24 protein-coding genes are annotated in these 25,151 nt (G+C 69.4%); 15 read left to right on the top strand and 9 right to left on the bottom strand.

Going from position 1 to position 25,151, the window contains the following annotated elements; genetic code table 11:
* Window positions 1–92: 92 nt before the first annotated feature.
* A complete protein-coding gene (locus tag ACFWY9_RS31380) occupies window positions 93–1,337 on the bottom strand; it encodes an alpha/beta hydrolase (RefSeq protein ID WP_378329174.1) in 1,245 nt (414 codons plus the stop codon).
* A gap of 93 nt (window positions 1,338–1,430) precedes the next feature.
* On the opposite strand from ACFWY9_RS31380, the gene ACFWY9_RS31375 reads away from it, so the two are divergent.
* Complete coding sequence (locus ACFWY9_RS31375) at window positions 1,431–1,889, top strand: MarR family winged helix-turn-helix transcriptional regulator (RefSeq protein WP_378329173.1); 459 nt, start codon at window positions 1,431–1,433, stop codon at window positions 1,887–1,889.
* A gap of 28 nt (window positions 1,890–1,917) precedes the next feature.
* A complete protein-coding gene (locus ACFWY9_RS31370; RefSeq protein WP_378340574.1) occupies window positions 1,918–2,163 on the top strand; it encodes a hypothetical protein in 246 nt (81 codons plus the stop codon).
* Window positions 2,164–2,218: 55 nt separating this feature from the next.
* On the opposite strand, the gene ACFWY9_RS31365 is transcribed toward ACFWY9_RS31370, so the two are convergent.
* Complete coding sequence (locus ACFWY9_RS31365; RefSeq protein ID WP_378340573.1) at window positions 2,219–2,860, bottom strand: TetR/AcrR family transcriptional regulator; 642 nt, start codon at window positions 2,858–2,860, stop codon at window positions 2,219–2,221.
* A gap of 109 nt (window positions 2,861–2,969) precedes the next feature.
* Between ACFWY9_RS31365 and ACFWY9_RS31360 the strand changes: the two genes are divergently transcribed.
* From ACFWY9_RS31360 to ACFWY9_RS31330, 7 genes are all read left to right on the top strand, one after another.
* Window positions 2,970–4,007 carry a medium chain dehydrogenase/reductase family protein gene (locus tag ACFWY9_RS31360; RefSeq protein WP_378340572.1) on the top strand — a complete coding sequence of 346 codons (1,038 nt, stop codon included), beginning with the start codon at window positions 2,970–2,972 and terminating at the stop codon, window positions 4,005–4,007.
* A gap of 11 nt (window positions 4,008–4,018) precedes the next feature.
* Window positions 4,019–4,666 carry a TetR/AcrR family transcriptional regulator gene (locus ACFWY9_RS31355; protein ID WP_378340571.1) on the top strand — a complete coding sequence of 216 codons (648 nt, stop codon included), beginning with the start codon at window positions 4,019–4,021 and terminating at the stop codon, window positions 4,664–4,666.
* Entirely contained in the window at window positions 4,663–5,259 is a 597-nt protein-coding gene (locus ACFWY9_RS31350; RefSeq protein ID WP_378329168.1) for an ABC transporter permease, read from the top strand. Before ACFWY9_RS31355 ends, ACFWY9_RS31350 begins: the two co-directional genes overlap by 4 nt.
* Before the next feature lie 67 nt (window positions 5,260–5,326).
* Window positions 5,327–6,031, top strand: coding sequence for a DUF2306 domain-containing protein (locus tag ACFWY9_RS31345; RefSeq protein WP_378340570.1), 705 nt, complete (start codon window positions 5,327–5,329; stop codon window positions 6,029–6,031).
* A 409-nt stretch (window positions 6,032–6,440) separates the two neighbouring features.
* Entirely contained in the window at window positions 6,441–8,015 is a 1,575-nt protein-coding gene (locus ACFWY9_RS31340) for an acetolactate synthase large subunit (RefSeq protein WP_378340569.1), read from the top strand.
* Between the two features lie 124 nt (window positions 8,016–8,139).
* Entirely contained in the window at window positions 8,140–9,066 is a 927-nt protein-coding gene (locus ACFWY9_RS31335) for an alpha/beta hydrolase (protein WP_378340568.1), read from the top strand.
* Window positions 9,067–9,584: 518 nt separating this feature from the next.
* Window positions 9,585–10,037, top strand: coding sequence for a hypothetical protein (locus ACFWY9_RS31330; protein WP_378329163.1), 453 nt, complete (start codon window positions 9,585–9,587; stop codon window positions 10,035–10,037).
* A gap of 412 nt (window positions 10,038–10,449) precedes the next feature.
* Here the strand turns inward: ACFWY9_RS31330 and ACFWY9_RS31325 are convergent, their stop codons facing one another.
* From ACFWY9_RS31325 to ACFWY9_RS31300, 6 genes are all read right to left on the bottom strand, one after another.
* Window positions 10,450–11,112: a DUF4097 family beta strand repeat-containing protein gene (locus ACFWY9_RS31325; protein ID WP_378340567.1), complete on the bottom strand. Its 663-nt coding sequence runs from the start codon at window positions 11,110–11,112 to the stop codon at window positions 10,450–10,452.
* Between the two features lie 128 nt (window positions 11,113–11,240).
* Window positions 11,241–12,236, bottom strand: a complete 996-nt coding sequence (locus ACFWY9_RS31320) for a VOC family protein (RefSeq protein WP_378329161.1) — start codon at window positions 12,234–12,236, stop codon at window positions 11,241–11,243.
* The gene (locus ACFWY9_RS31315) at window positions 12,233–12,445 is read right to left on the bottom strand and encodes a 2-hydroxymuconate tautomerase (RefSeq protein WP_378329160.1); all 213 of its coding nucleotides are present in this window, start codon (window positions 12,443–12,445) and stop codon (window positions 12,233–12,235) included. The genes ACFWY9_RS31320 and ACFWY9_RS31315 overlap by 4 nt, the downstream gene beginning before the upstream one ends.
* Window positions 12,445–13,194, bottom strand: a complete 750-nt coding sequence (locus tag ACFWY9_RS31310) for a 2-keto-4-pentenoate hydratase (protein ID WP_378329224.1) — start codon at window positions 13,192–13,194, stop codon at window positions 12,445–12,447. Before ACFWY9_RS31310 ends, ACFWY9_RS31315 begins: the two co-directional genes overlap by 1 nt.
* Window positions 13,195–13,247: 53 nt before the next feature.
* A complete protein-coding gene (locus ACFWY9_RS31305) occupies window positions 13,248–14,024 on the bottom strand; it encodes a 2-keto-4-pentenoate hydratase (RefSeq protein WP_378329159.1) in 777 nt (258 codons plus the stop codon).
* A gap of 18 nt (window positions 14,025–14,042) precedes the next feature.
* On the bottom strand, window positions 14,043–15,530 hold the full coding sequence (locus ACFWY9_RS31300) for an aldehyde dehydrogenase (protein ID WP_378340566.1): 1,488 nt from the start codon (window positions 15,528–15,530) through the stop codon (window positions 14,043–14,045).
* A 415-nt stretch (window positions 15,531–15,945) separates the two neighbouring features.
* Between ACFWY9_RS31300 and ACFWY9_RS31295 the strand changes: the two genes are divergently transcribed.
* Genes ACFWY9_RS31295 through ACFWY9_RS31280 form a run of 4 tightly spaced genes read left to right on the top strand, consistent with a single transcriptional unit; the run spans window position 15,946 to window position 20,973 of the window.
* Complete coding sequence (locus tag ACFWY9_RS31295) at window positions 15,946–17,532, top strand: FAD/NAD(P)-binding protein (protein ID WP_378340565.1); 1,587 nt, start codon at window positions 15,946–15,948, stop codon at window positions 17,530–17,532.
* Window positions 17,529–19,091 carry a 4-hydroxyphenylacetate 3-hydroxylase N-terminal domain-containing protein gene (locus tag ACFWY9_RS31290; RefSeq protein WP_378340564.1) on the top strand — a complete coding sequence of 521 codons (1,563 nt, stop codon included), beginning with the start codon at window positions 17,529–17,531 and terminating at the stop codon, window positions 19,089–19,091. Before ACFWY9_RS31295 ends, ACFWY9_RS31290 begins: the two co-directional genes overlap by 4 nt.
* Window positions 19,092–19,093: 2 nt before the next feature.
* Entirely contained in the window at window positions 19,094–20,296 is a 1,203-nt protein-coding gene (locus ACFWY9_RS31285; protein ID WP_378340563.1) for a PLP-dependent aminotransferase family protein, read from the top strand.
* Complete coding sequence (locus tag ACFWY9_RS31280) at window positions 20,296–20,973, top strand: RraA family protein (protein WP_378340562.1); 678 nt, start codon at window positions 20,296–20,298, stop codon at window positions 20,971–20,973. Before ACFWY9_RS31285 ends, ACFWY9_RS31280 begins: the two co-directional genes overlap by 1 nt.
* Before the next feature lie 6 nt (window positions 20,974–20,979).
* On the opposite strand, the gene ahcY is transcribed toward ACFWY9_RS31280, so the two are convergent.
* Window positions 20,980–22,440, bottom strand: a complete 1,461-nt coding sequence (gene ahcY / locus ACFWY9_RS31275) for an adenosylhomocysteinase (RefSeq protein ID WP_378340561.1) — start codon at window positions 22,438–22,440, stop codon at window positions 20,980–20,982.
* Between the two features lie 158 nt (window positions 22,441–22,598).
* Between ahcY and ACFWY9_RS31270 the strand changes: the two genes are divergently transcribed.
* Together ACFWY9_RS31270 and ACFWY9_RS31265 are read left to right on the top strand one after the other, a co-directional pair.
* Entirely contained in the window at window positions 22,599–23,888 is a 1,290-nt protein-coding gene (locus ACFWY9_RS31270; RefSeq protein WP_378329151.1) for an acetyl-CoA carboxylase biotin carboxylase subunit family protein, read from the top strand.
* Between the two features lie 26 nt (window positions 23,889–23,914).
* Entirely contained in the window at window positions 23,915–25,117 is a 1,203-nt protein-coding gene (locus ACFWY9_RS31265; RefSeq protein ID WP_378340560.1) for an MFS transporter, read from the top strand.
* The last annotated feature ends 34 nt before the right edge of the window (window positions 25,118–25,151 follow it).

The raw sequence follows: 25,151 nt of genomic DNA, 5'->3' as shown, positions 1-25,151 counted from the left end.
CACGCCGGAAACGAGCACGGCCGGTCGAAAACAGCACTCGGGGACCCGGGTCGTCCACTGTGGACTCCGGTCCGCGCGGAATCCGTGCGCGGCTACGCGGCGCCGGTGCCCGGGGCGGCGCCCAGCCACCAGGTGGGTCGGGCGGTGCCGTCGGTGGTACGTCCGTCGCGATGGACGTAATGGCGGACATCGCGGCCGGGTTCGGCCAGTTCGCCGTCGAGCGCGCGGTGGAGCCATTCGGCGGCGAAGCGGAAGACCTCGGCCGCCACGCCGCCGAGCGGGTGAAACTCGTTTTCGTAGACCCGGAGTTCCTTGGGGGCGCGGATGCGGTCGAAACTCGCGAGGGCCTGGTCGAGCGGGGTGAGCTCGTCGAACTCGCCGATGCCGTACAGGACGGGGCAGGTGATCCGCTCGACCAGGTCGCCCAGTGGCAGGCGAGCGACCAGTTCGCGGTCGAACGCGTCCTCGTCGGTGTATCCCGCCATGTACATGTAGTTGTTCTTGAAGGTGGGTTGGGCGCGCTCGAAGATGGTGTGGAAATCGCCGGTGACGGCTTCGAAGGCGGCGAGCGCGGCGAGGCGGTGCTCGGTGGCGGCCGCGCGGGAGCCCCAGTAGCCGCTCATGCTGATGCCGAACATGCCGATCCGGGCCGGGTCGACCTCGGGCAGGGCGGCCAGATAGTCGAGGTAGCGGCCGAGGGCGCGCTCGTAGTTGCCGAGGTCCACGGTCAGGCCATCCGCCCGGGATTCGCCCTGGCCGGGTCCCTCGACGGAGAGCGCGACGATGCCGCGGGAGGTGTAGTAGCGCTCGGCGGCGTGGATGTAGTCCTCTTTGATCATGTCCATGCCGGGGCCGAGGATGACGGCGGGAGCACCGCTCACCGGTCCGGCGGGCAGGTGGAGCAGGCCGTGGATGTGGTGGCCCTCGAAGTCGAGCACCACCCGCCGGACCCGTCCTTCGCGAAGGGCGCCCAACCGCCGGACGCAGTGGTTGGTGCGCTCGCGGAAGGCCGACTTGCGCGGGTCGGCGGCGTCGAAGATCGAGTACTGGGCCCGGCCCCACATCACCGCGGCTCGCTCGTAGAGGTCGGACGCGGTGCGGGAGAAGCCGTTCCGCTCGTGGTGCGCGGCACGCTGCTCGGCCTGCGCGGCCACGGTCGCCCACGCCTTAGGCAGCATCGCGCCGCTCTTGACCATGGCGAACACCTTGGCGAAGTCGGTGTGGTCGTGGCCGAGCTGTTCCATGGTCCCCGTGGCCTCGGGGTGCAGGGCGTCGAAGCCGCCCTGGGCGAGCGCGGCGTCCAGCGCCCAGCTGTGGCCGGTCGAACGGACGGTCATGGTGAGAGCCTCCTCGTGGTTGCTAAGTACTTATTCATTAAGCACTTAGGTTATGCTGGTGTCAACCGACGTCGTCGAACCGGAGGGCAGCTCATGGCCAGTGGGGGATCGGATGCCGCCCGCGCGACGGCGCTGGACCGGCTCGCCCGTGCCGCTTACCGGCTCAGCGCCGCGGACGCGCGGCTACGCGGCCGCGCCACCCGCACTCCGGGAGCCCTGTCCCTCACGCATGCCCGCGCGCTGCGTGTCCTCGCCGAACAGGGCGCGCTGAGCATCAGTCAGCTCGCCGAGGGCACCGAGACCACCGGCCCGGCGACCACCCAGCTGGTCAACGGCCTGGTCGCGGCGGGCTACGTCACCCGCACGCGGCGGCCCGAGGACAAGCGGTCCGTCGTGGTCGCCCTCACCAAAGCGGGCCGGAACCGGCACAACCAGCGTCAGCGTGCGCTGACCGAAGCTCTTGCCGCCACCCTCGCCGACTACGACGAGGCAGCCCTGGATTCCGCCGCGGAGCTGCTGCGGCGCCTGTCCACGATCTACGACCGGTTGTGAGTGACCGGCTCGGCGTAGAGTGCGGATCATGGAGCGCGATCCCGTCGATGCGGTGTTCGGTCATTTCGCCAACACGCGGCCACGGCACGGGAACTGGACGATCGTCGGTGTAGCGGGTTCGGCGGGGGAGCCGGGTGTGCGGTCGGTCGAGATCTTTCAGGGGCCGGACCGCGATGAGCCACGGCTGGTCCTCGCGCCCGAGGACGTTCCGCAGTTCGTCGCGGGCCTCATCGCCACGGTCATGCCCGGCGATCTGACCGCCGAAGAGGACTGACCTCGCGGTTTTCGGCAAGTGTCCTTTGTGGACTTCGGTGCCGTGAAGACGCGGCCTACTCGCCGGTGAGGTGGGCCAGTGCGGTGATGATGCGATCGGCGATGTCGGGTGGCCACGGGTAGGCGATGGTCGAGGCTCGTTGGTGGGCCAGTCCGTGCAGGCCCAGCCAGAGCGCGACGGAGTCGGCGCGCACGTCGGTGCTGGTGGCCAGGCCGGCGGTGACGCAGCCGTTCAGCGTGTCGGTGAGTAGCTGCGTGCAGGCGTCGCCGAGGGTCATGACGTCGTTGATCGTCACGGTCGTGTCGCGCAGGACGGGCATCCAGAGGCCGCCGAACATGGTGCGGTACCGCTCGGGATGGTCCTTGGCGAACCGCAGGTAGCCGTGACAGCAGGCGAAAAGCCGCTGCCGGGGGTCGTCGCCGGCGGCGTCGACGTCGGTGCGCAGTTGTGTCTCCAGTTCGGCGAACGCGCGTTGGACCACGGCCAGCATGATGGTCGGCTGGTCGGGGAAGTGGCGGTAGATCGAGGGGGCCGCGATGCCGACGCGGCGGGCCACGGAGCGCAGCGTGATGGCGCTTTCGTTGCCGGTCTCGTCGAGCAGGTCGACCGCCGCGTCCACGATCTCCTCGCGCAGGCGGGCGCCTTCGCCGCGACGGTTGCGGGGGCGGGCGGGCGCCGCGGTCGAGTTGTCTGCCATGACGTAAGCGTACACCGGAAAACTTACTGCTGTAAGTTCTTGCGCGGATCTGAGTTACGTGCGTAACCTTACGGCCGTAACCGCAACTCGCCGGACACGGAGATACGTCATGCACAGCACTGTCGTCACCCACGCCACCGAGGTCGTCCTTCCGGGCAAGGTCGACACGCACGGCCTGCGGGTCCACGCCCGCGAAATCCCGCCACCCGCAGCCGGTCAGGTGGTGCTGAGAATGGAGGCGACCGGGGTGTCCTTCGCCGAGCAGCAGATGCGCCGCGGCAAGTACTTCGACCAGCCGCCGTTCCCGTTCGTGCCGGGCTACGACGTGGTCGGCACGGTGACCGCGGCCGGCCAGGACGTGGACACCGCGATGATCGGGCGCCGGTTCGCCGCGGTCACCAAGATCGGTGCCTGGGCCAGTTCGCTGGTGCTCGACGCGGCGGATCTGGTGGCCGTTCCGGACGGGGTGCCAGCGGCCGACGCGGAGACCTTGGTGGTCAACGGGATCACGGCCTGGCAGATGCTGCACCGGACCGCGGCGGTGCACGCCGGCGCGACGATCGTGGTGCTCGGAGCCAACGGCGGGGTCGGGTCGACGCTCGTGCAGCTGGCCCGCCACGCCGGGATCACGGTGATCGGCACCGCGTCCGCGCGGCACCACGATCTGGTGCGGGAACTGGGCGCGACCCCGGTCGACTACCGCGACGCGCGCATGTACGAGCGGATCCGCGAGCTGGCTCCGGACGGCGTGGACGCGGTGTTCGATCATGTCGGCGGCGCCGGGCTGACCGACTCGTGGCGGCTGCTGCGCCGGGGCGGGGTGCTGGTGTCCTACGGCACCGCGGCCACGAAGAACGAGGACGGCGATTCACGGCTTCCGGTGCTGAAGGTGTTCGCGCGGCTGGGAATGTGGAATCTCCTGCCCAACGGCAAATCGGCGCGCTTCTACAACTTCTGGGCGGGCAAACGCCGCATGGACACCTTCCGGAACCGGCTGCGCGAGGACCTCACCCAGGTGCTGGCACTGCTGGCCGAGGGCGTGCTCACCCCGCAGATCGCCGCCCGGTTCCCGCTGGCCGAGGCTGGAGCGGCACTCGCGCTGGCCGAATCGCGCACCGTCGCGGGCAAAGTCGTCCTGGTCCCGTAGGCGCGCCCGCCATGCACACGACACACCGAACGCGGAACCGCCGTGGCGAAGGAAGCCTGCTTCGCCAGCAGATCCTCGCCGCCGCGACGGAACTGCTCGACGCGGGCGGTGACGAGCGGACGCTGACGTTGCGGGCGGTGGCCCGCCGGGCCGGGATCGCGGCCCCGTCCATCTATCCGCATTTTCCCGGCCAGGCGGCCATCATGCTCGCGATCGTGCGGCAGAGTTTCGCCGAGCTGGCCTGCCGGCTTCGCGCCGCCGCAGCGGGTACCGACGAGCCCCGGCAACAGCTGTACGCCGTCTGCCGGACCTATCTGAGCTACGCCCGAGAGCATCCTCGGCGCTACCGCGCCATGTTCGGCGATTTCCGGCACGACGGGATCGCCCCCGAAGACCTCTACCCGTCGGGCGCGGACATGATTCGGATCCTCGCCGACAGCCTGGGTGCCCGCACCAGCCCGGACCCCACCGATGACGCGATCGCCCTGTGGCTGGGACTGCACGGTCTCGCCCACCAGCGCGCCGTCCTCACCTGGTACGCGTGGCCCGCCGACATCGCCCAGCGGGTGGCAGGCCCGCTGACCCGGCCCGTCGATGGCCGGCATCACCCGCCGGTGCACGGACGCACGTCAATCCCCGTCAGGAGGAAGCAACCATGACCACGATCGCACCATCCGCCACGGCCCGCGTCGCCGGTCGGTCCGCGGAGATCGACAATCGCGGCGTCTACCTCAGTTTCGGACTCGCCTACGTCCTCGGGCACGGCACCTCCGCGCTCGCCAGGGGCACCGATCCGCTGATCGCCGTGCCGACCTGGCTGTCCTTCGGCCTGCTCGGTGCCGGATTCGCGGCCGGCACCGTTTTCTCGATACGCGCCGCCGCTCCGTCCCTGCGCGCCGCCGACAAATCCACCGCGCTCTCCGGCAAGCTCCTCGGCCTGTCCTGGATCAGCGCCTTCACCGCGCTGTTCCTCGCCATCACCGGCCTCGCCGCCATGGTGGACATGCCGGACCTGCAGACCCGGCTCTGGCCCGCCGGCTCCGGCCTTGTCGTCGGCCTCCTGTACCTCGGCGAGGGCGCGGTGCGCCGCAACCTCCTGCACTACTGCCTCGGCACCTGGCTCGCCCTGGTCTCCGGCCTCGCGCTTTTCCTGGAGACCCCGGGCCTGTTCTGGCTGATGACCATCGCGGGCGGTGGCGGATACGCGGTCGCGACCGTTCTCGAACACCGTCGTCTCCGCGTCACCCGGTGAGCCGCTGCCGCGGCCCGGTCCTTTTCCGATTCCTTTTCGTTTCCTTGCTCGAGATGGGGAGTTTTACGTGTCCACTGCAGTTATGTCGCGTGCGGTCCGTCGCCGGTGGTGGTGGTTCCTGTGGAGCGTCCTCGCGGCGCTCGCGATCGGTATCGCGGTGTTTTTCGTGACGCCGTATCTGACCGGGAGCTCGACGGTGCCGATCGACCGGCGCATCGTGGGCTACTACCTGAGCCTGGTGGTGCACTCGGTGCCCGCCGGGCTGACCCTGATCATCGGGCCGTGGCAGTTCGTGCCCCGGCTGCGGGCCCGGTTCCCCCGGCTGCATCGGATACTCGGCCGGGTGTACCTGATTTCGGTCGTGGCCGCGGCCGCCGCGGCGGCCTACTCCACCGCGGTCACCCCGAACGGTTTCGCGTTGCAGGTCGCGTTCGCCATGCTGATCGTGGCGTGGCTGTACACCGGTGTGCAGGCCTACCGGACCATCCGGCGCGGCCAGGTCCAGTTGCACCGCGTCTGGATGATCCGCAACTACACCCTCACCTTCGCCGCGGTCACCCTGCGCCTCTACCTGCTGCTCGGTGTCCAGCTGTTCCCCTCGGTGCCCTTCAGGGACGTCTACACCGCCAGCGGATGGGCCGCCCTGCTGGGCAACGTGCTCGTCGCCGAGTACTTCATCATCCACCGCACCCTCGCGCCCTTGGCCCGGCGTAGACAACGCGCCGGGACGGCAAGCAGCGAGCCGCCGCAGCCGGTGGTCCACGGCCATTGAGCGGGCGGCGATCCGGATCTTGTCGCAGTGTCGCGAATGGGACATGGGGGACGTTCAACGTCCTCAATGGAGCGTTCGCGACATCGGGCGAACTGAGTCGGCGAGCGCAGGGAAGTCCGAGGGACGCCCTGGGTGCATCCACCGCACCCAGGGACGCCCTTGTCGCACCCCAGGCCAGCGCACCCAAGGCGTCCCACAGCACCTACGGCCCCAGCACCCTTGGCGAGAAGCCTCGGTGTGGCGGCACGAATTCTCGCCGACGCGGACCTGCCCGTTCGCGCACCGATTCCTGGTTCTTCGTATTCGCCGGATCGCCGCCATTTCCTTTCGTGTCAGAATACGAAAACGAGGGACCGGCTTGACGAGTTTCCGCGGCGCGGTCGTCATCGGTGGTAGGGAGTCAAGAAAAATGAAGGGCGCTGAAGCGATCGTCAAGACGATGATCGACAGCGATGTCCGGGTGTGTTTCGGTAATCCGGGTACGTCGGAGATGCATTTCGTGGCGGCACTTGACCGGTTTCCGGAGATGCGTGGGATCCTCTGCCTGTTCGAGGGGGTGGCGACCGGGGCGGCGGACGGCTACGGCCGGATGACGCGGCGGCCGGCGGCGACGTTGCTGCATCTGGGTCCGGGGCTGGGGAACGGCCTGGCCAATCTGCACAATGCCCGTCGTGCCGGTACTCCGGTGCTGAATGTCGTGGGGGAGCATTCGAGCGAGCACAAACCGCTGGATTCCCCGCTCGATTCCGATATCGACGCGGTCGCCGGGTCGGTCTCCGCGTGGCTGTACCGCCCGGCCGACGGCGCCGGGCTCGGCCGCGATGTCGCCGCCGCGATCGCCGCGACCCGGGGATTCGGCGATGCGTCCGCGCATCGCACCGGGACGTCCGGGTCGATCGCGACGGTCGTGGTGCCCGCCGACCTGTCGTGGTCGGACGGTGGGGTGGCGGTGCCCTCCCTGCTGAACCAGCCTGCCTCCGACGCCGTAGTCGCCGCCGACGCCGCGGAGAAGATCCTGTGCTCCGGTGAAAAAACCGCGCTGTTGCTGGATGGCGACGCGCTGACCGAGGAGGGGCTCAACGCGGCCGACCGCATCGCCCAGGCCACCGGAGCGCTCCTGTTCTGCCCGACCTGGCCCGCGGTGCTGCACCGGGGAGCGGGAATCCCGAAGGTGACTCCGCTCGCGTACCGCGGCGAAGACGTGCGTGCGCAGATGGCGGGAGTACGTCATCTCGTACTGGCCGGAGCCCGGCGGCCGGTCGCGTCGTTCGGCTATCCGGGCAAGAACGGAGACCTTGTTCCGGACGGCATCGAGGTGCACGTCCTCGCCGAGGAGTTCGCCCCGGCCCTGTCCGGTCTGACCGGCATCGCCGACCGGGTCGCACCCGATCGCGAACCTCGTCCGGTGCCCGGCACCCTCACCGCCTTGCCCACGGGAGCGCTGACCCGGGAGAACTGGGCGTGGGTCATCGGCGGGCTGCTCCCGCGCGGCGCGATCGTGTGCGACGAGTCGATCACCGCCGGCCTGGGGACGTTGGCGGAGGCCACCGCGGGCGCGCCGGCGCATGACGTCCTGGGTTTGGTCGGGTTGGCGATCGGGCAGGGTATTCCGCTGTCGGTGGGGGCCGCGGTGGCCTGCCCCGACCGGCCGGTGGTGTGCCTGGAGGCCGACGGCAGCGCGATGTACACCATTTCCGGGCTGTGGACCCAGGCGCGGGAGAACCTCGACGTCACCACCGTCGTGCTCAACAACAGGTCCTACGCCATCCTGCGCGCGGAACTCGACCGGGTCGGCGCGCGGGGTGCGGGTGCCGCGTCGGCGCGGATGTTCGATCTTTCCCAGCCGGAGCTGGATTTCGTCGCGCTCAGCCACGGAATGGGCGTCCCCGCGACGCGCGCGAGGACAGCCGAAGAACTCGCCGACCAGTTCGCCGCGGCGACCCGGCGACCGGGCCCGCACCTGATCGAAGCCGTGCTGTCCTGACGGCTTCGCACGAGCCCGCGGCGTCGCCTGCGTCACGTCCCGTTGACCTTCACATTTATGTGAGGCTCCGAGGCTCGCGGAGCGGCTGGGACGCAGCCGCTGTTGGCTCGCGACAGGAGAATCCATGACGGTCTCGATCGATGTCCCCACCTTCTACCGGGAATGGGCGGCCCACAGCGGCGGTGTCATCGACGCGGCCGCCGGGGCGGGGGCCGGCAGCTTGACGGAGGTCAGACTCGCCTACCGGAAGTTCTTCCAGGACTGTTTCCCGCCGCCGGACCGGATGACCTTCGACGTGGTGGACACGGACGGGGTGGACGCCGAATGGGCGATCCCGGCGGACGCCGTCGCCGGCCGGCACCTCGTCTACCTGCACGGCGGCGCCTACCTCGTGGGCGACCCGCAGGGCTACCGCGGCCTGGTCGGCACGCTCGCCCAGCGCCTGCGGGCCCGCGCTCTGGTCCCGGACTACCGGCTCGCGCCCGAGGCGGCTTTCCCCGCCGCCGTCGATGACGCCGTCACGGCTTACCGCTGGCTGCTGAAGCAGGGTGCCGCACCGGAAAGCGTGGTGTTCGCCGGAGACTCCGCCGGCGGCGCGATGGCGGTCAGCGTCCTGGTCGCGGCCCGTGCTCAAGGGCTCCCGATGCCCGCCGCCTCGATCGCCATCTCTCCCTGGGCGAACCTCGAACACACCGGGGCCACGATGGTCACGCGCGACGGCGTCGACCCGTCCGTCAGCCGGGAGGGGCTGCGCCGCGCCGCGGACCTCGTCCTGGGCGGCGCCCCGCGCAACAGCCCGCTGGCCTCTCCGGTCTTCGCGGACACCCGCGGACTGCCGCCGGTCCTGATCCAGATCGGTGGCCACGAGGTCATGCTCAGCGACGCCGTCCGGCTGGCCGCCAAACTGGCCGAGGACGCCGTGCCCACCCGCTTGGACGTCGCGCCCCGGATGGGACACGTGTGGCATCTGCTCGCCGGTCACCTTCCCGCCGCGGACAAGGCGGTCGCCGATGCCGTCGCCTTCGCCGAGGAGCACCTGCCCACAGCCTGAGCGGTTCCCGTCTGCTCCACTCCTCGAAACGCGGGTCAGGAGGCGAGGTGGCGGCGGAAGGCGTACTGCAGCGGGCGGATGGCCTCCCGGAGCCCTGTCACGCGGTCGGAGCAGTCGACCGGGCGAATTCCCCCCGGCCGGGTGCCCGCGTCCTGAACGACCCGGACGGGACAGCGGATATCGACGACGCCGAACGTTGCCACTGCGCCCTTCGCGACCCTGTTGAAGTCCGATGTGGACACACCAGCGCGGCGAGACGCGGAATCGGCAAAGGACGGCTTCGCCGGTCGCGTGACCCGGCCGTGGAATCCCGCTCTTCGTGCTGGTGCCTTCGCGGATCAGTTCGGCACGACCAATGGTGAACGGCGTTCTTCCGCTGTTCGAACGGGAGTACGGATTTTCCGGCACGATCGGCGGCAGGACAGGGCGACTCTCCGGTGTGGAGGTCCGGCGGCTGGAGTGGTGCGGCGGTACGGTGACAGCGAAGCCAATCACCCACTGCCAGGAGGGGCACGCGCGTGAGCGAGGTCGACGTCCGGTTCTCCGACGCGAGGATCACGACCGCTGTCAACGTCGAGGTATCGGCCGAGGTGCAGGAGGTCCCGCCGATCAGGATGCCGAACGGTGTGCGTCTCACGCCCACGTACGTGCTGCTGGCCTGGGCGTGGATCGACGAGGTGTGCCCGCGGGGCTGGGACTTCTGTGACGCGCGGCTCGCGTGCCGTAGCGGCTACGGTGACGTGGAGCTGAACTACCACCGCGCCCCGGACGGAGAGCTTCTGAGCAGCGATGGCGCGCCGATTCCCGAATGGCTGCCGAGGTTCATCGAGCACGGCGAGGAGCAGCTGCCGCAGTTGAAGGTCTCGGCGGCCGGCACCATGACGACCGCCGCCGTCACGGTGCCGACGGCGCCTCCCGACGTGATCGCGTACGGGCAGCTCCCGGACTGGTCGACCACCGTCGCACGCTGAAGCACCGTCGGCCCCGATCCCGGCGGCGGGGCGAGGTCCACGCTTCCCGGTGGGGATGATCGCGAGGTGTTTCCGGGCGGGCACCTCGATCGCGCGTAGCTCGTCGGTGAACAGGTGCTGTGGAGGAAGCCGCGTCTGGTACTCGAGGCCGCCGAACAGCAGCGGGCGCAAGGTGTGCCGCACCGCCGGGTCCGGGGAGCGGATCGCGAGGTTCAGCGCCAGGAAGCCGCCCGGACGGTCACGGTGTGCTTGCACGATAACAGGCGTGGACGTCTGCGCGCGTGATCCGCCAGCGGAGGCCGTTTTCCCGGCGACGGTCCCGCCCGTGGACCACAACGGGCGGGACCGTCCACAGAGGACAGCGAAGCCGCGAAAGCCTTCTGCCGTAACGATGTTCCGGGGCGGCCGCGGGTCACACGCTGCGGGCGGTGATGTCGCCGTAGGCGGTGGTGGCGTGGATTTCGAGTTCGGCGCTACCGTCGTTTTTCAGGGCGTTGCTGACACGGCCGTGGGAGGTGCCGGCGTCCAGGGAAGCCGAGACCCCGGCGGCGGCACCGATCGAAATGCCACCGGACTGCGTGCTCAGCACGACCGTGCCGCGCGTGGCCTCGGCGACCCGGATGTCGCCCCGGGCGGTGCTGATCTGGGCGGGGCCGCCCAGCCGGCCGACCTCGACGTCGCCGTCGACCGCGGTGAGACGGAGGCTCGCGGCGTTGTCGATCTTGATCTGGCTGTACGCGCCGTCGAAGGCGACGTCGCCGAGACGTCCGACGGTCCGGAACTCGGCGCTGGCGGCCTTCGCCTCGACCTGGGACCCGGCGGGCAGCTCGACGGTGACGTCGATGGAGCCCGAGGGACCGAAGTACTGGTTCTTCGCCGGGGTCTCGATACGCAGGACGCCGTCGGCGTAGGTGACGGCGGTCTGGTCCGCGGCCTTGACGTCGCGGCTCTTCGCGGCGTCCGCGGGCAGGATCTCGACCGCGGTGTCGGCCCGGTCGGCGGCGACGAACTTGACGCGCCCGGCGGGGATGTCCAGGACGGCGGCGATCGGGGCGGGGGTGGCGAACTTCTGCATCGTGTGCTCCTGATGATCCACTCGAGCGTCCCCGCTGGTGGGGCCGCTGCTCATGGAAACCACGATCGCCTGGCGTCCTGACACCGGGCGGACACCGCGCTGACGCCGCCCCTGACACCGCGTTGCACTCAGGCGGCGGCCGCTGCCGGGTTCGGGCTCAGCGCGGGGGCGACCGGTGGGGTGCCATAGGTGAAGTACGTTTCCCACGGCAGCTTGGCCCCGCCGATGGCCGTCACCACGTCGATGTCGTCCATCGTCCAGGTCTTCGTCTCGAAGTCCGGTTCGAGTTCGAGGAAACCGCAGTCGCCGAACAGCTCGACGCGGTTGCCGCCGGGTTCGAACACGTAGAGGAACGAACCCTGGCTCAGGCCGTGGCGGTCCGGGCCGGCTTCGATGGTGACGTCGTACTCACGGAACATCTCCGCGGCGTCGACGTTGTGCTGCGGCACGCCGTAGTAGAACGCGACGTGGTGGAAGCGGCCCTGCGCGCCGAGCGCGTCACGCATGACCGCGACCTCGTGGCCGAGGATGTTGCTGCTCAGCCAGGCTCCCATTTCGACGTCGCCGTCGACGACCCGTTCGCGGGTCTGCATGCCGAGGTGGCGTTCGAAGGACCGCTTGACCGGGGTGACGTCGCTGGCCAGCAGGTTCAGGTGGTCGATCCGCTTGACCGGGATGCCCTGCAACGGCTTTCTCGACGCCCTGGTCAGGATCTTGCTCTTCAGCTCGGCCGGGGCGCGGTACTTTTCGGCCTCCCAGAGCAGGCGCAGGTCGTGCCCGTCCGGGGTGGTGAACGCGAAGGTCTTGCCGTAGCCGTACTCGTCCTCGGTCCACTTGCCAGGGAGATTGCCGTCCGTGATCGACCGCGCCCGCCGCTCCAGCGCCTCCGGGGACGACGTGCGCAGGGCGGCGTGCCCCATCTTCGGCTCCGGGCCCTCGGTGATCTTGAGGCTCCACTGGTACGGGTCCTCGTACCCGCGCAGATACACGGACTGGCCTTCGCGCTTGGTCTCGTACATGCCGAGCAGGGACTTGAAGAACCAGAGCGTGCCGTCGGGGTCCGGCGTGTGCAGTTCGATCCGCGCCAGGTGCGCGATCTCGTGCCGGATGTCGGGCTGGGTCATGGCTTCGCTCCTTCGGTGGACGCCTGCCGCTCGGCGACGGTCACGTCGCCCGCCGCCCAGTGCGCGGGTTCGACCTCCCGGATGACGACGCGGATGTTCGCCAGCGGCGCGCCGACGGCGCGGTGGGCCGCTTCGGTGAGTTCGTGGATCAGCGCCCGGATCTGCTCGGGGCTGCGCCCGGTGCCCAGGCTCACGTCGATGAACGGCATCACTCGCCTCCGGGGATGGTGATCGTGCCGAGGTGGGAGAAGCAGGCGGCCACCCGCGAGCGGGGCTCGACGTGGACCGCGTCGGTCATGCCGCCGGTCAGCACGATCCAGCCCGCTTCGAGGGCGAGACCGCGTTCGGCGAGCTTGTTGGCGGCCAGTGCGAGCGCCTCCGCCGGATGTCCCTGCACGGCGGCGCCGGTCGCGGCGTCGACGATCTCGCCGTCGACTTCGAGCAGGCAGGCCTCGTGCGCGAGGTCGAGGTCTTCGGGGCGCTTGCCGACCGGGCCCTGCACGAACAACCCGGACGAGCTGTTGTCGGCCACCGCGTCCGCCAGTGTGAACTTGAAGTTCTGGAAGCGGCTGTCGATGATCTCGACGCCGCCGTAAACCCGGTCCACCGCCTTCGCGGCGGTCGCGGCGGTCACACCAGGACCGGCGAGCCGTTCGCCGAGCACGAACACGATCTCCGGTTCGGCTCGCGGGTGGATGAGCTTGGCACGGGGGAGCGGCTCGCCGGCGGGCAGCACCATGGCGTCGGTGAGCCAGGCGAGCGACGGCGAATCGATGCCCATCCGGATCTGCTTGGCGCGCGAGGTGAGGCCGAGTTTCACGCCGATCAGGGTTTCGCCGCGCCGCAGGCGTTGCCGCAGGGCTTCGTACTGGACGGCGTACGCGGTGTCGAGGTCGAGCTCCGGCCAGTGCGCGGTGATCGGACCCCGTGCGGTCACCGCGGCTTCCGCGCCGAGCATGACCTCGGCGGCGCGCTGGACGTCGCCGGGACGGACTTCGAGGACGTTCTCGGTCATGACCGGCCTTCCGCAAGGATGGTGGTGACGCTGCCGAGCCCGGCGATGCTCGCCTGGACGCTGTCGCCCGGTGACACGGCGACCGGCGGGGTGAGCGCGCCGGAGAGCACGATCTGGCCGGGTTCGAGGGTCAAACCCTTGGCGCACAAGGAGTTCGCCAGCCAGGCGAGCGCGTTCACCGGGGAACCGAGCGAGAGGCCGCCCGCTCCGGTCGCGGCGACCTCGCCCCGGCGATAGAGGACGCAGCCAGCCAGCCGTAAGTCCACTGTGGAGAGAGCTACCGGGGAAGCGCCCAGTACCACGACGCCCGCGGAAGCGTTGTCGGCGGCGACATCGGCGGCGCCCGGCTCCTCGTCGTCGATCCGGGAATCGGTGATCTCCAGCGCGGGCAGCACGAATTCGACGGCACGCAGCGCGTCGGCGGTGGTCACCGCCGGGCCGCCGAGGCACGAGCCGAGCACGAACGCGACACTCGCCTCGGCCGCGGGCCGGATGAACGAAGCCGCGATCGGCCGGTGCTCCGGCTGGAACGCGCCGGCGAACACGGTGCCGTGCACCGGTTCGGTCACCTTCCAGCGGCGGCGAGCCGCCACGGAAGCGCCCGCGATCCGGTGGCCACGAACGGTTTCGCCTTCGTCGACCCGATGCCGCACCTGCTCGGCTTGGACGGCGTAGGCGTCCTCGATCGGCAGGGACAGCGGCGGCACGGCTTTCCCCGTGCCGGCGGCGTCGAGCAGGCGGGTGGCGGCCGCCCGTGCGGCGCTCGGTTCCATGGGATTCCTTCCTGTTCGCTAGCGTCCTGGCCGGATGCGCAAGGTGACCGCGCGGGGCTCGGTGAAGAACTCCCGCGAGTACTGCCCGCCCTCCCTGCCGAGGCCGCTCCTGCCCTCGCCGCCGAACGGCAGCCGCAGATCACGGACGAGGTAGCAGTTGACCCAGACCGTGCCCGCCTTCCAGCGGTTCACCATCCGGTGCGCGCGGTCGAGGTCGGTGGTGAAGAGCAGCCCGGCCAGCCCGTACGGGCTCGCGTTGGCGAGCCGCAGCGCCTCTTCCTCGGTGTCGAAGCCGATGACCGTCTCGACGGGACCGAAGATCTCCTCCTGCGCGGTACGGGATTCGTTGCCCAGCCCCGAAATCACCGTCGGCGCGTAGTAGAACCCTTCGGCGAGGCCGGGTTCGCTGATCCGGTGGCCACCGGAGACGACGGTGCCGCCTTCGTCGCGTGCCAGCTCGACGTAGCCGCCGACCTTGTCCAGATGCCGCTGCTCGATCAGCGGTCCCAGCGTGGTGGCCGGATCCTTCGGATCGCCGACGACGATCTGCTCGGCCGCGGCGGTGAACCGGGCCAGGAACTCGGGTAGGATGCCGCGCTGCACGAAAAGCCTCGACCCGGCGAAACACATCTGGCCGTTGCCCGCGAAGATGCCGCGGATCGACTCGGGCACGGCGACGTCGAGATCGGCGTCGTCGAAGACGATGTTGGCCGATTTCCCGCCCAGCTCGGCCGAAACCGGGGTGAGGTTCGGCGCGGCCGCCCGCAGGATCCGCACGCCGGTCGCGGTGGAACCGGTGAAGGTGATCCGGTCGACGCGGGGATCGGTGGTGAGCGGGCCCGCGACCTCGTCGCCGCCGAACCCCTGCACGACGTTCAGCACCCCTTCGGGCAGGCCCGCTTCCAGCGCGAGCTCACCGAAGCGGGACGCGGTCAGCGGGGTCTGCGGCGCGGGCTTGAGGATCGCGGTGTTGCCGAAGGCCAGCGCGGGGGCGAGCTTCCAGCTCGCGAGCATCAGCGGGGCGTTCCACGGGCTGATCGCGGTGACCACGCCCGCCGGCGGGTACAGCGTGTACGACAGCAGATCGCCGTCCGGGTAGGCCTCGTTGCCCGCCATCGCCGCGTAGTCGGCGAAGAAGCGCAGGTTGTACGCGGTGCGGGGAACGTCGGCGTGCCGGGCCTGGGTGATGATCTTGCCGCTGTCCCGGGTTTCGAGCATTGCCAGCTCTTCGAGGTGACTTTCGACGTTGGCCGCGACCGCGTGGAGGATCTTCTGGCGTTCCTTCGGGGTCATCCGCGGCCAGGGGCCGTCGTCGAAGGCGGCGCGGGCGGCCTCGATGGCCCGCGTGGCGTCCTCGGCCGTGCCGCGTGTGACGGTGCCCAGCAGGGAGTTGTCGTGCGGATCCCGCGTCTCGAACGTCTCGCCGGTCACCGACTCGAACCGGTCCCCGCCGATCAGATGCCGAATCCGCCGTATTGCCGGACCGGCCGTTACTTCAGTGGTCATGCCCGCATCTCCAGCGCTGAATTCGATCAGCAATCGCGTATTTCCGGCAGCGCTCGCCGCGCGTCGAACAAGGGGGACCCCGAATCCATCATTCACACGCATCCGGCGCACGTCAAGCAGTTTCACGATGTGCCGGATGGCCACCCATCGAGCCTTGATCGAGCCTCGATCGACGACTGTCCACAGGAGAGCGAATCGGGGGCGACCCGCAAGCAAGGAGTAGAAAAGCGCGGTGTGGTGAGAAGTATTCTCGAATGGCTAAACGCGGGCGAACGCATATCCGCGTCGATGGAGGAGAGGGTGGGCAGGGCTCGTAACCTTCCGTCGCTCGGTTCCCCCTGTTCATGAACGCGCCGTTGTTTCCGCGCGTTGTTCGCTGGATGGCCGATGACGTCCGCTGACGATGAGAGATGGAATGAGCTACCCACGTTCGCTCGGCAGACCGGCAGACGATCGATGGCCGGAGCTGGCCGTCGTCGGCGGTGGCGCGTCGGCGGTGTGCCTGCTTGACGCGCTGGCCGAGGCCGAGGGGCCCACGGGCGGCATCAAGATCTTCGAGACCTCGTCCCACCTGTGGCGCGGCAGGCCGTTCCGGCCGGACCTGGACACCGTCCGGGTCAACATTCCCCCGGACGGCATGTCGGTGCGGTTCGGCGACAGCGGCCTTTTCCAGAACTGGCTGTCCCTGCGCGACCGCGACGGCGGGCCCCTCCACCGGGATCCCTTCTGTGGCATCAGGTTCGTGCCGCGTGGGATGTTCGGCGACTACCTCGTCCAGTCCGCGCGCGCGGTGCTGGCCAGGCTGATCGAGCAGGGCTGGCGGGTCGAGGTGATCAGGGAGTCCGTCCGGTCCGCCACCCCGGACGGCGGGGGACTGCGGCTCGAAACCGGGCGGGGGCGCCGGTTCCACGCCGACCACGTCGTGCTGTGCGTCGGCCGCGGCAAACCGACCGACACGTACGGACTGAGTGGCGCGCCAGGGTTCGTCGCCGAGCCCTACCCCCTCGCCACCACCCTCGCCGAGGTCGATCCCGACGGCGAGATCGCGGTGATCGGCAGCGGGCTGACCGGCGTGGACGTGGTGCTCGGGCTCGCGGGCCGCGGGCATCGCGGCAAGATCCGGATGCTCTCGCGCAGCGGCGTGCTGCCCATGGTCCGGCAGCGGCAGATCGGCTACCGGCTCGAGCATTTCACCCCGGAGCACTTCCGCGCCATCGCCGCGCGGGGTGAACGGATCACCTTGAGCGAGGTCATCGCGGTCATGCGGGCCGAATTCGCCGACGCGGGCGAAGATCTCGAAGCCACGATCGACGACGTCCTGCGCGGCGAGCGCGAGGAGCCGGTCGCGCGGCTGCGGCGGCACGTCGCCGAGGTCGACTCGGCGAATGTCGGCCTGCGGATCCTGCAACGCGTGGTGCCCGCCGCCGGGCCGGACGTGTGGCCGCTGCTGCCCGAGCACGAGAAGAACGCGTTGCTGCGTGAGCACTATCGCGCGCTCATGAGCGTCTGCTGCCCGATGCCGCCCGCCAGCGCGGCCAAGCTGCTCGAACTCGTCGACGCGGACAGGCTCGAAATCGTCTCCGGGATGCGGGACGCGAAGCCCGCCGACGAAGGCGGGTTCACCCTGTCCACAGCGGACACCACGTACCGGGCGGACTTCGTGTTCAACGCGGTCAACGTGCCCGCGGACAAGATTCCGGTCAAAGCGGAGCCGTTGATCACCTCGATCGTCGACAGCGGCCTCGGCGAACGGCACCCTCGCGGCGGCCTGCACGTCGACCGCGCGAGCAGCAGGCTCACCGTCGAGGGGACGGGCGACGGGCGGATCCACGCGCTCGGCGACCTCGCCTCCGGCACCCTTTTCTTCACCTTCGGCCTCCCGTCGCTGGTGGACCGTGCCCGCGACATCGCCGCCGACCTCACCGAACTGACCACAAAGGACGGTGTGGTGCTGTCGCGGGACGCCTGGAAGTCTCCGATCCCCTGGGGAGAAGCCGCATGACCACCCTCGAACAGCCGGTCGCGCCGAGTGGCGGGCACCACGACGTCCGCCCGATGACCGGCGCCGAGTACCTCGACTCGCTGCGCGACGACCGCGAGGTGTACATCTACGGCGAGCGAGTCGGTGACGTCGTGGATCACCCCGCGTTCCGTAACAGCGCCCGCTCGATCGCCCGGCTCTACGACGCGCTGCACGCGCCGGAAGCCGAGGGAACGCTGCGGGTACCGACCGACACCGGCAACGGCGGCTTCACCCATCCGTTCTTCAAGACCGCGCGTTCGTCGGAAGACCTGCTCTCCGCGAGGGAGGCGATCATCGCCTGGCAGCGGCAGGTGTACGGCTGGATGGGCCGTACTCCCGACTACAAGGCGTGTTTCCTGGGCACGCTCGGCGCGAACTCCGGGTTCTACGGCGAGTACGAGCCCAACGCGCTGCGCTGGTACAAGGAGGCGCAGGAGCGCGTCCTCTACTTCAACCACGCGATCGTGCATCCGCCGATCGACCGCGCCAAACCCGCCGACGAGGTTTCCGACGTGTGTGTGCACGTCGAGAAGGAGACCGATTCCGGGCTCGTCGTCTCCGGCGCGAAGGTGGTCGCCACCGGTTCGGCGCTGACGAACGCGAACTTCGTCGCGCACTACGGCCTGCCGGTCAGGGACAAGAAGTTCGGCCTGGTGTTCACCGTCCCGATGGACGCGCCCGGTCTGAAACTGTTCTGCCGCGCCTCCTACGAACTGGCCGCCGCCGCGCTGGGCAGCCCGTTCGACTACCCGCTCTCCAGCCGGTTCGACGAGAACGACGCGATCATGGTGTTCGACAAGGTCCTGGTGCCTTGGGAGAACGTGTTCATGTACGACGCCGCGGCCGCGAACGAGTTCACCGCGGGCTCCGGTTTCCTCGAGCGTTTCACCTTCCACGGCTGCACACGGCTCGGGGTGAAGCTCGATTTCATCGCGGGATGCGCGATGAAGGCCATCGAGATGACCGGCAGCTCCGGGTTCCGTGGCGTGCAGGCGCAGATCGGTGAGCTGCTCAACTGGCGCGACCTGTTCTGGAGCCTCTCGGAGTCGATGGCGAAGTCGCCGAACCCGTGGGTCGGCGACGCGGTGCAGCCGAACGTCAACTACGGCATGGCGTACCGGACCTTCATGGGCATCGGCTATCCACGGGTCAAGGAGATCCTGCAGCAGACGCTCGGCAGCGGCCTGATCTACCTCAACTCGCACGCCGGCGACTGGAAGAACCCCGAAGTGCGGCCGTATCTGGACAAGTACGTCCGCGGTTCGAACGGGATCGAGGCCCTCGACCGCGTGAAGCTGCTCAAGCTGCTGTGGGACGGCGTCGGCACCGAGTTCGGCGGCAGGCACGAACTCTACGAGCGCAACTACTCCGGCGACCACGAGACGGTCCGCCTGCAGACGCTCGGCATGTACGAGGGGTCCGGTCAGGCGGACGCGCTCAAGCGGTTCGTCGACACCTGCCTGGCCGACTACGACCTCGACGGCTGGACCAGCCCCGATCTGGTCACGCCGGACGACATCGAGATCATCCGGAGCTGACCGTGTCCGAATTCAGGTGGGACCAGGTGTTCGCCCGCAGTGTCCGCAGCGGGGCAGGGGACGAGATCACCTCGATCCTGAGCCAGGCGGGCGACGACCGGATCATCGCGTTCTCCGGCGGCTACCCGCATCCGGAGACCTTCCCGCGTGCGGCGATGGAGGCCGGCTTCGCGAACGTTCTCGCGGACCCGGCGGCGTTGCAGTACGGGCCGACCGGGGGACTGCCGGGGCTGCGGGACTGGTTTTCCGGCTGGCTCGGCGACCACGACGGCCTGCGCCCCTCGGACGGCGAGCTCATCATCACCAGCGGTGGCATGGAAGGGCTCAAGCTGCTCACCGGCTGCCTGCTCGACGCCGGGGACCGGGTGCTCGTCGAAGGCCCGTCGTTCATGGGCGCGATCATGGCGATCCGGAACGCGCTGGGCGTCATCGAAGCGGTGCCGATGGACGAGCACGGCCTCGACGTCGACGCGCTCGCGAGGACGCTCGCCGACGGGCGCAAGCCCAAGTTCCTTTACACGATCCCGGATTACCAGAACCCGATGGGCGTGAGCCTGTCCGTCGAACGGCGGCACGCGCTGGTGGCGCTGGCGAGGAAGCACGGTTTGCTGCTCGTCGAGGACGTGGCCTACCGCGAGCTCGGGTACGACGGTGACCGGCGGCCGAGCCTGCGGACCCTGGCCCCCGATGTCGTTGCGCAGCTCGGCACGTTCTCGAAGACGTTCTCGCCCGGTCTGCGCACCGGCTGGATCAGTGCGCCCGCGCCGCTCGTCGCCGCGCTTTCGCGGGCGAAGCAGTTCACCGACCAGTGCACGTCGCCGCTCGGTCAGCTGCTGCTGGAGGACTACGGCCGTTCCGGTGGCTTCGACGAGGGTATCGTCGCTTCGCGCGCTTTCTACCGCGGCCGCTGCGAAATCATGATGAAGGCGCTGGAGGTGCACCTGCCCGAATGGGTCCGGTTCACGCGTCCCGAAGGTGGGTTCTTCACCTGGCTGACGCTGCCCGGCGAGGTCGACACTCTCGCGCTGGCCGAGCGTGCGCTGGCCGAGCACATCACCTTCGTACCCGGCTCGATCTTCTATCCCGACGCCCGGGGCAGGCACGAACTACGGCTGGCCTACAGCAGGGTGCCCGACGAACAGATCGACGAGGGCGTCGGGCGGCTGGCGCGAATCCTGGCCGAAATCACCGGAAAGGGACTCTGATGCGGACCGTCCACAATGAACTCGTCAGGCCCGGCGCCGAACTCGTCGAGGCGTTTCGCGAGATAGCGCGCGCGGAGTACAGCCCGAGCTGCCTCGTCGCCGATTCGCGGTCGAAGGTCGGGGTGATCGGCGGGCTCAAGCCGGTCAAGCGCGAGCACAAGATCGCCGGGCCCGCGCTGACCGTGCACCTGGCCGCGGACGAGCTGGTGGACTGCCTGCCGGTGCTCGCCACCGCGAAGCCCGGCGACGTCGTCGTGGTCGCCTGCCACCGCTCGCCGAGGATGGCGATGTGGGGCGGGCTGATGTCGACCCTTTCGCAGATGGCCGGGATCGCCGGCGCGATCATCGACGGACTGGTCCGCGACGTCGACGAGATCCGCGATCTGGACTTCCCCGTGTGGTACGCCGGGACGTTGCCGCGGCGCTGCCCCGGCATCACGCACGACGGTACGGAACCCTTGCAGACCAACGTCCCGGTGGTGGTGGAAGGCCAGCTCATCGAGCCGGGCGACATCATCGTCGCCGACGAGAACGGCCTCGGCGTCGTCTCGCCGACGGTCGCCGAGGCCGTCCTCGCGGACACCCGCGAGCTGCTGGACAAGGAGCGGGTGATCCGCGACAAGATCAACTCGGGGGCGAGCCTGCACCAGCTGCTCGCCGAGTTCGGCGTCATCTGAGAGGCGTCAGTAGCGGTAGTGGTCGAGCTTGTACGGGCCGTCGACGTCGACGCCGATGTAGTCGGCCTGTTCCTTGGTGAGCTTGGTCAGCTTCACGCCGAGCGCGTCGAGGTGGAGCCGTGCGACCTTCTCGTCGAGGCGCTTGGGCAGCCGGTAGACATCCTTGCCGTACTCGCCGGGCTTGGTGTGCAGCTCCAGCTGGGCGATCGTCTGGTTGGTGAACGAGTTCGACATCACGAAGCTCGGGTGGCCGGTCGCGTTGCCGAGGTTCATCAGGCGGCCCTCGGACAGCACGATGAGCGACTTGCCGTCTCGGAACTTCCATTCGTGTACCTGCGGCTTGATCTCGACCTTCCGGATGCCCGGGATCCTGGCGAGCCCGGCCATGTCGATCTCGTTGTCGAAGTGGCCGACGTTGGCGACGATCGCGTTGTGCTTCATCCTGGCCATCTGATCGGCCATGATGATGTTGAAGTTGCCGGTGGTGGTGATGAAGATGTCGCCCTCGGACAGCACGTCGTCGAGCTCCACCACCTGCAGGCCTTCCATCGCCGCCTGCAGCGCGCAGATGGGGTCGATCTCGGTGACCACGACGCGCGCGCCCTGCCCCCGCAGTGACTCGGCGGTGCCCTTGCCGACGTCGCCGTAGCCGCAGACCACGGCGAGCTTGCCGGCGATCATCACGTCGGTACCGCGGTTGAGCCCGTCGATGAGCGAGTGGCGGATGCCGTATTTGTTGTCGAACTTCGACTTGGTGACCGAGTCGTTCACGTTGATCGCCGGGAACAGCAGTTCGCCGTCGCGCGCCAGCTTGTAGAGCCGCTTGACGCCGTTGGTGGTTTCCTCGGTGACGCCCAGGATCTCCTGGGACATCTTGGTGAACCGCTGCGAGTCCTCGGCCAGGGACGTGCGCAAGGTGTCGAGAATCAGGCGGTATTCCTCGGGGTCGTCCTCGGCGGCCCGCGGCACCGCGCCCGCGGCCTCGAACTCGACGCCCTTGTGCACGAGCAGCGTGGCGTCACCGCCGTCGTCCAGGATCGCGGTCGGCCCCTGCCCGCCGTCGAACCGGAACAGCTGGTCGGTGCACCACCAGTACTCTTCGAGCGTCTCGCCCTTCCAAGCGAAGACCGGCGTTCCGGCCGGGGCCTCGGGAGTGCCGGTGGGGCCGACGACGACCGCGGCGGCGGCGTCGTCCTGGGTGGAGAAGATGTTGCACGACACCCAGCGCACGGAGGCGCCGAGTTCGGCCAGTGTCTCGATGAGCACCGCGGTCTGCACGGTCATGTGCAGCGAACCGGCGATGCGCGCGCCCTTGAGCGGTTTCGCGGGGCCGAACTCGCGGCGGGTCGCCATCAGGCCCGGCATTTCCTGCTCGGCCAGCCGCATCTGGTGACGGCCCCGCTCGGCCAGCGCCAGATCCGCCACCGCGAATTCGACGCCATTGACCTTCCGCAACCCGACTGTCATTGTTTCTCTCCTTGTGCGTTGCCGCCGCGTGGTCCAGACAGCAATGGCGAAGAAGAAAATCCGCGCCATTGTGCGAAAATCTGGGGAGACCGTTTGTTCAGAACTTACCGCCGTGCTGTTGGCGGATCTTCTCCGTGCGTGCGACATGAGGGAATGGAATGTTCAATCTGCGTAAGGCGAACGGTGACCGTTATCTGCTGGTGCTCGGCGCCGACATCCTCCTGCGGGAGCGAGCCATCGTCTCCGCCTTGCGGAGTTATCCCGGTCAGGTCTTCGGCATGGCACCGTCACCGGACGGGCTCAACCGGTTCTTCGACGAGGTGCTGCGCGCGGACTACTACGACGCCAAGGCGGCGCTCGCCGCGGTGGAGCGGTTCGAGCGGGAGACCGGCCTGCGCCCGGCCGCGGTGGTGCCCATCATCGAGATGACCGTGCACGTCTCGGTCGCGATCGCCCGGCACTACGGCCTGCCCTGCCTGACCGACGAGGCGGTCAGCCGGTCCCGCGACAAGCACACGATGAAAGCCGCCTTCGAAGCCGCCGGAGTGCCGACCGCGCGGCACCGGACGTTCGGCACCCTGCCCGAACTCCGGGAGGCCGCCCGCGAGCTGAACTTCCCGCTGGTGCTCAAGCCGCGTGACTTCGCGGGCAACACCGGCACGATCAAGGTCGGCTCGCCGGACGAGTTGCCCGCCGCCTACGACCACTGCCGCGCCGAGCTGCTCGCGATCGCGCCGCTGTACGACTTCAGCGACGGCCGCTTCCAGGCCGAGGAGTTCGTGACCTCGACGCACGAGGTGTCCGTCGAGGTGCTCAACCACCGCGACCAGCGCGCCGTGCTCGCCGTGACGGACAAGGCGAAGCTGCCGGCGCCGCACTTCACCGAGATCGGCCAGCTCGTGCCGGGCCGGGAGACGGACAACCAGGCAGTGCGCGAGCTCGGCGTCAGGGCGTGCGAGGCGCTGGGGATCACCAGGGGCATCGCGCACGTCGAGATCCTGGTCGACGGTGACAACCTGAGCGTGGTGGAGGTGGCCGCGCGGCCGGGCGGCGACGGCATCATGGACCTGATCGACCGGGTGTACGGGTTCAGCCCGTACGACCTGCACTACGCGTCGTACCTCGACACGATGGACGAACTGCCGGAGATCCCGCGCGAACCGGCGGGGATCGGCGCCATCCGGTTCCTCAAGGCGCCGGTCGGCACCATCACCGGCGTCGGCACCGTCGAGGAGTTCACCGACGAGGAGCTGGCGCTTTACGTGACAGCCAAGGAAGGCGACCGCTCGCACCCGGCCTCTTCCTACCTGACGCGCGACGGGGTGATGGAATTCTTCCGTTCCGGGAGTGACGCGGCGAGCGATCCCGTGGCGTTCGCCGACGCGGTGGCCGCGCTCGCCGCGACCAGGACGGGGGAGGTGTTCACCGTTGCCGAAGACGGCCGGTGAACTCGGGAGATGAGGGGGAATCCTCGGTGATCGGCACGACACTGCGCACCGTCGGCGGGCTCGACCGCGATCTGCGCACGCTGTTCACGGTGACGTTGCTCTTCCGCGCCGGGCTGATGGCTTTTCCCTTCCTGTCGGCCTATCTGCTGATCGGGGACGGCTATGGCCCCGTCGACGTCGGCCTGATCGTCGGTGCCTTCGGTATCGGCGCGGTCGCGGCCGATGTGGTCGCGAGCGTGCTGCTCGGCCGTGTCCCGGCCCGGGCGGTGATGCTGGGCGGGCTGGTGCTGCACGCGGTGGTCCTCGCGAGCGTGCCGAGCCTGAGCGGCGTCGCGGTGCTCGCCGCCGCGACCTTCGCGTGGGGGTTCACCTTCGAGATCTACACCCCGGCGTCCTACTCGCTCATCATCGACCGCACCACGCCCGGCGACCGCAAGATCTCCTTCGCCTGCAACAGGCTGGCCATCAACGTCGGGATGGGGGTCGGCCCGGTGCTGGGCGGGCTGGTGTTCGCCGTCGAGCCGGTCGCGTTGTTCTGGATCAACGCGGTCTGCGTGCTCGGCGCCGGCTGTTACCTGCTGCTCGGCACCCGGCCCGCCGCGGGCGCACCGGTGCACGAGGAGAAGCCCAGGAAGCGGAGGCTGGTCGCCGGGTCACTGCGCGAGGAAACCCGTTTCTGGACCATTTTCGGGCTCTCACTGCCGATCCACCTGGCGTACGCCCTGCCGCCGGTGCTGGTCAGCGCGTATCTGATCCAGGGGCTCGGAATGCCGAGTTACTGGGTGAGCGTGGTGTTCGGGCTGAACGCGGCCATGGTCGTGCTCGTCGAGGTGCCGCTGAACAAGGCGATGGCTTCGCTGCCGCATGCTTCGTCGCTGCTCATCGGGTACGGGCTGGCGGGTCTGGGCTTCGCCGCCATGGGATTTTCGCCCGCGCCCGCGGTGCTCCTCGGCGCGACGGTGCTGTGGACGATGGGTGAGATGATCGTTTTCCCCAGTCTGCTGAGCTATGTCAGTGAGGTGTCCAAGCGCGAGGTCGCGGACCGGAACATGAGCCTGTTCTCCGGTGGGGTGAACGTCGGGGTCATCGCGGCGCCGCCGGTGAGCCTGGCGCTGACCTCGAACGGCCCCAGCACGCCTTGGCTGGTGATCGGCGGCGCCGTGCTCGCGGCGTTCGTGGCGCTGGCCGCCGCCCGCCTTTCGCCCTACACCTGGCAGCAGGACTCGTAGTTCTCGTCCCCACGGCCTCGAGCGTCGCGAACGG

The sequence above is a fragment of the Amycolatopsis sp. NPDC059027 genome, assembly GCF_042739735.1.
Classification (GTDB): Bacteria; Actinomycetota; Actinomycetes; order Mycobacteriales; family Pseudonocardiaceae; genus Amycolatopsis.
Note: the sequence above shows the minus strand (reverse complement) of the source record. Positions and strands in the feature narration are given on the sequence as shown.

Bases quoted from the DNA above. Each gene is read 5' to 3' on its own strand.
- ACFWY9_RS31290 (WP_378340564.1), top strand. From the start codon at position 17,529: ATGACCACCCTCGAACAGCCGGTCGCGCCGAGTGGCGGGCACCACGAC.
- ACFWY9_RS31270 (WP_378329151.1), top strand. From the start codon at position 22,599: ATGTTCAATCTGCGTAAGGCGAACGGTGACCGTTATCTGCTGGTGCTC.
- ACFWY9_RS31355 (WP_378340571.1), top strand. From the start codon at position 4,019: ATGCACACGACACACCGAACGCGGAACCGCCGTGGCGAAGGAAGCCTG.
- ACFWY9_RS31360 (WP_378340572.1), top strand. From the start codon at position 2,970: ATGCACAGCACTGTCGTCACCCACGCCACCGAGGTCGTCCTTCCGGGC.
- ACFWY9_RS31380 (WP_378329174.1), bottom strand. From the start codon at position 1,337: ATGACCGTCCGTTCGACCGGCCACAGCTGGGCGCTGGACGCCGCGCTC.
- ACFWY9_RS31370 (WP_378340574.1), top strand. From the start codon at position 1,918: ATGGAGCGCGATCCCGTCGATGCGGTGTTCGGTCATTTCGCCAACACG.
- ACFWY9_RS31325 (WP_378340567.1), bottom strand. From the start codon at position 11,112: ATGCAGAAGTTCGCCACCCCCGCCCCGATCGCCGCCGTCCTGGACATC.
- ahcY (WP_378340561.1), bottom strand. From the start codon at position 22,440: ATGACAGTCGGGTTGCGGAAGGTCAATGGCGTCGAATTCGCGGTGGCG.
- ACFWY9_RS31365 (WP_378340573.1), bottom strand. From the start codon at position 2,860: ATGGCAGACAACTCGACCGCGGCGCCCGCCCGCCCCCGCAACCGTCGC.
- ACFWY9_RS31375 (WP_378329173.1), top strand. From the start codon at position 1,431: ATGGCCAGTGGGGGATCGGATGCCGCCCGCGCGACGGCGCTGGACCGG.
- ACFWY9_RS31310 (WP_378329224.1), bottom strand. From the start codon at position 13,194: ATGCTCGGCGCGGAAGCCGCGGTGACCGCACGGGGTCCGATCACCGCG.
- ACFWY9_RS31295 (WP_378340565.1), top strand. From the start codon at position 15,946: ATGAGCTACCCACGTTCGCTCGGCAGACCGGCAGACGATCGATGGCCG.
- ACFWY9_RS31315 (WP_378329160.1), bottom strand. From the start codon at position 12,445: ATGCCGTTCATCGACGTGAGCCTGGGCACCGGGCGCAGCCCCGAGCAG.
- ACFWY9_RS31340 (WP_378340569.1), top strand. From the start codon at position 6,441: ATGAAGGGCGCTGAAGCGATCGTCAAGACGATGATCGACAGCGATGTC.
- ACFWY9_RS31320 (WP_378329161.1), bottom strand. From the start codon at position 12,236: ATGACCCAGCCCGACATCCGGCACGAGATCGCGCACCTGGCGCGGATC.
- ACFWY9_RS31350 (WP_378329168.1), top strand. From the start codon at position 4,663: ATGACCACGATCGCACCATCCGCCACGGCCCGCGTCGCCGGTCGGTCC.
- ACFWY9_RS31300 (WP_378340566.1), bottom strand. From the start codon at position 15,530: ATGACCACTGAAGTAACGGCCGGTCCGGCAATACGGCGGATTCGGCAT.
- ACFWY9_RS31335 (WP_378340568.1), top strand. From the start codon at position 8,140: ATGACGGTCTCGATCGATGTCCCCACCTTCTACCGGGAATGGGCGGCC.
- ACFWY9_RS31305 (WP_378329159.1), bottom strand. From the start codon at position 14,024: ATGGAACCGAGCGCCGCACGGGCGGCCGCCACCCGCCTGCTCGACGCC.
- ACFWY9_RS31280 (WP_378340562.1), top strand. From the start codon at position 20,296: ATGCGGACCGTCCACAATGAACTCGTCAGGCCCGGCGCCGAACTCGTC.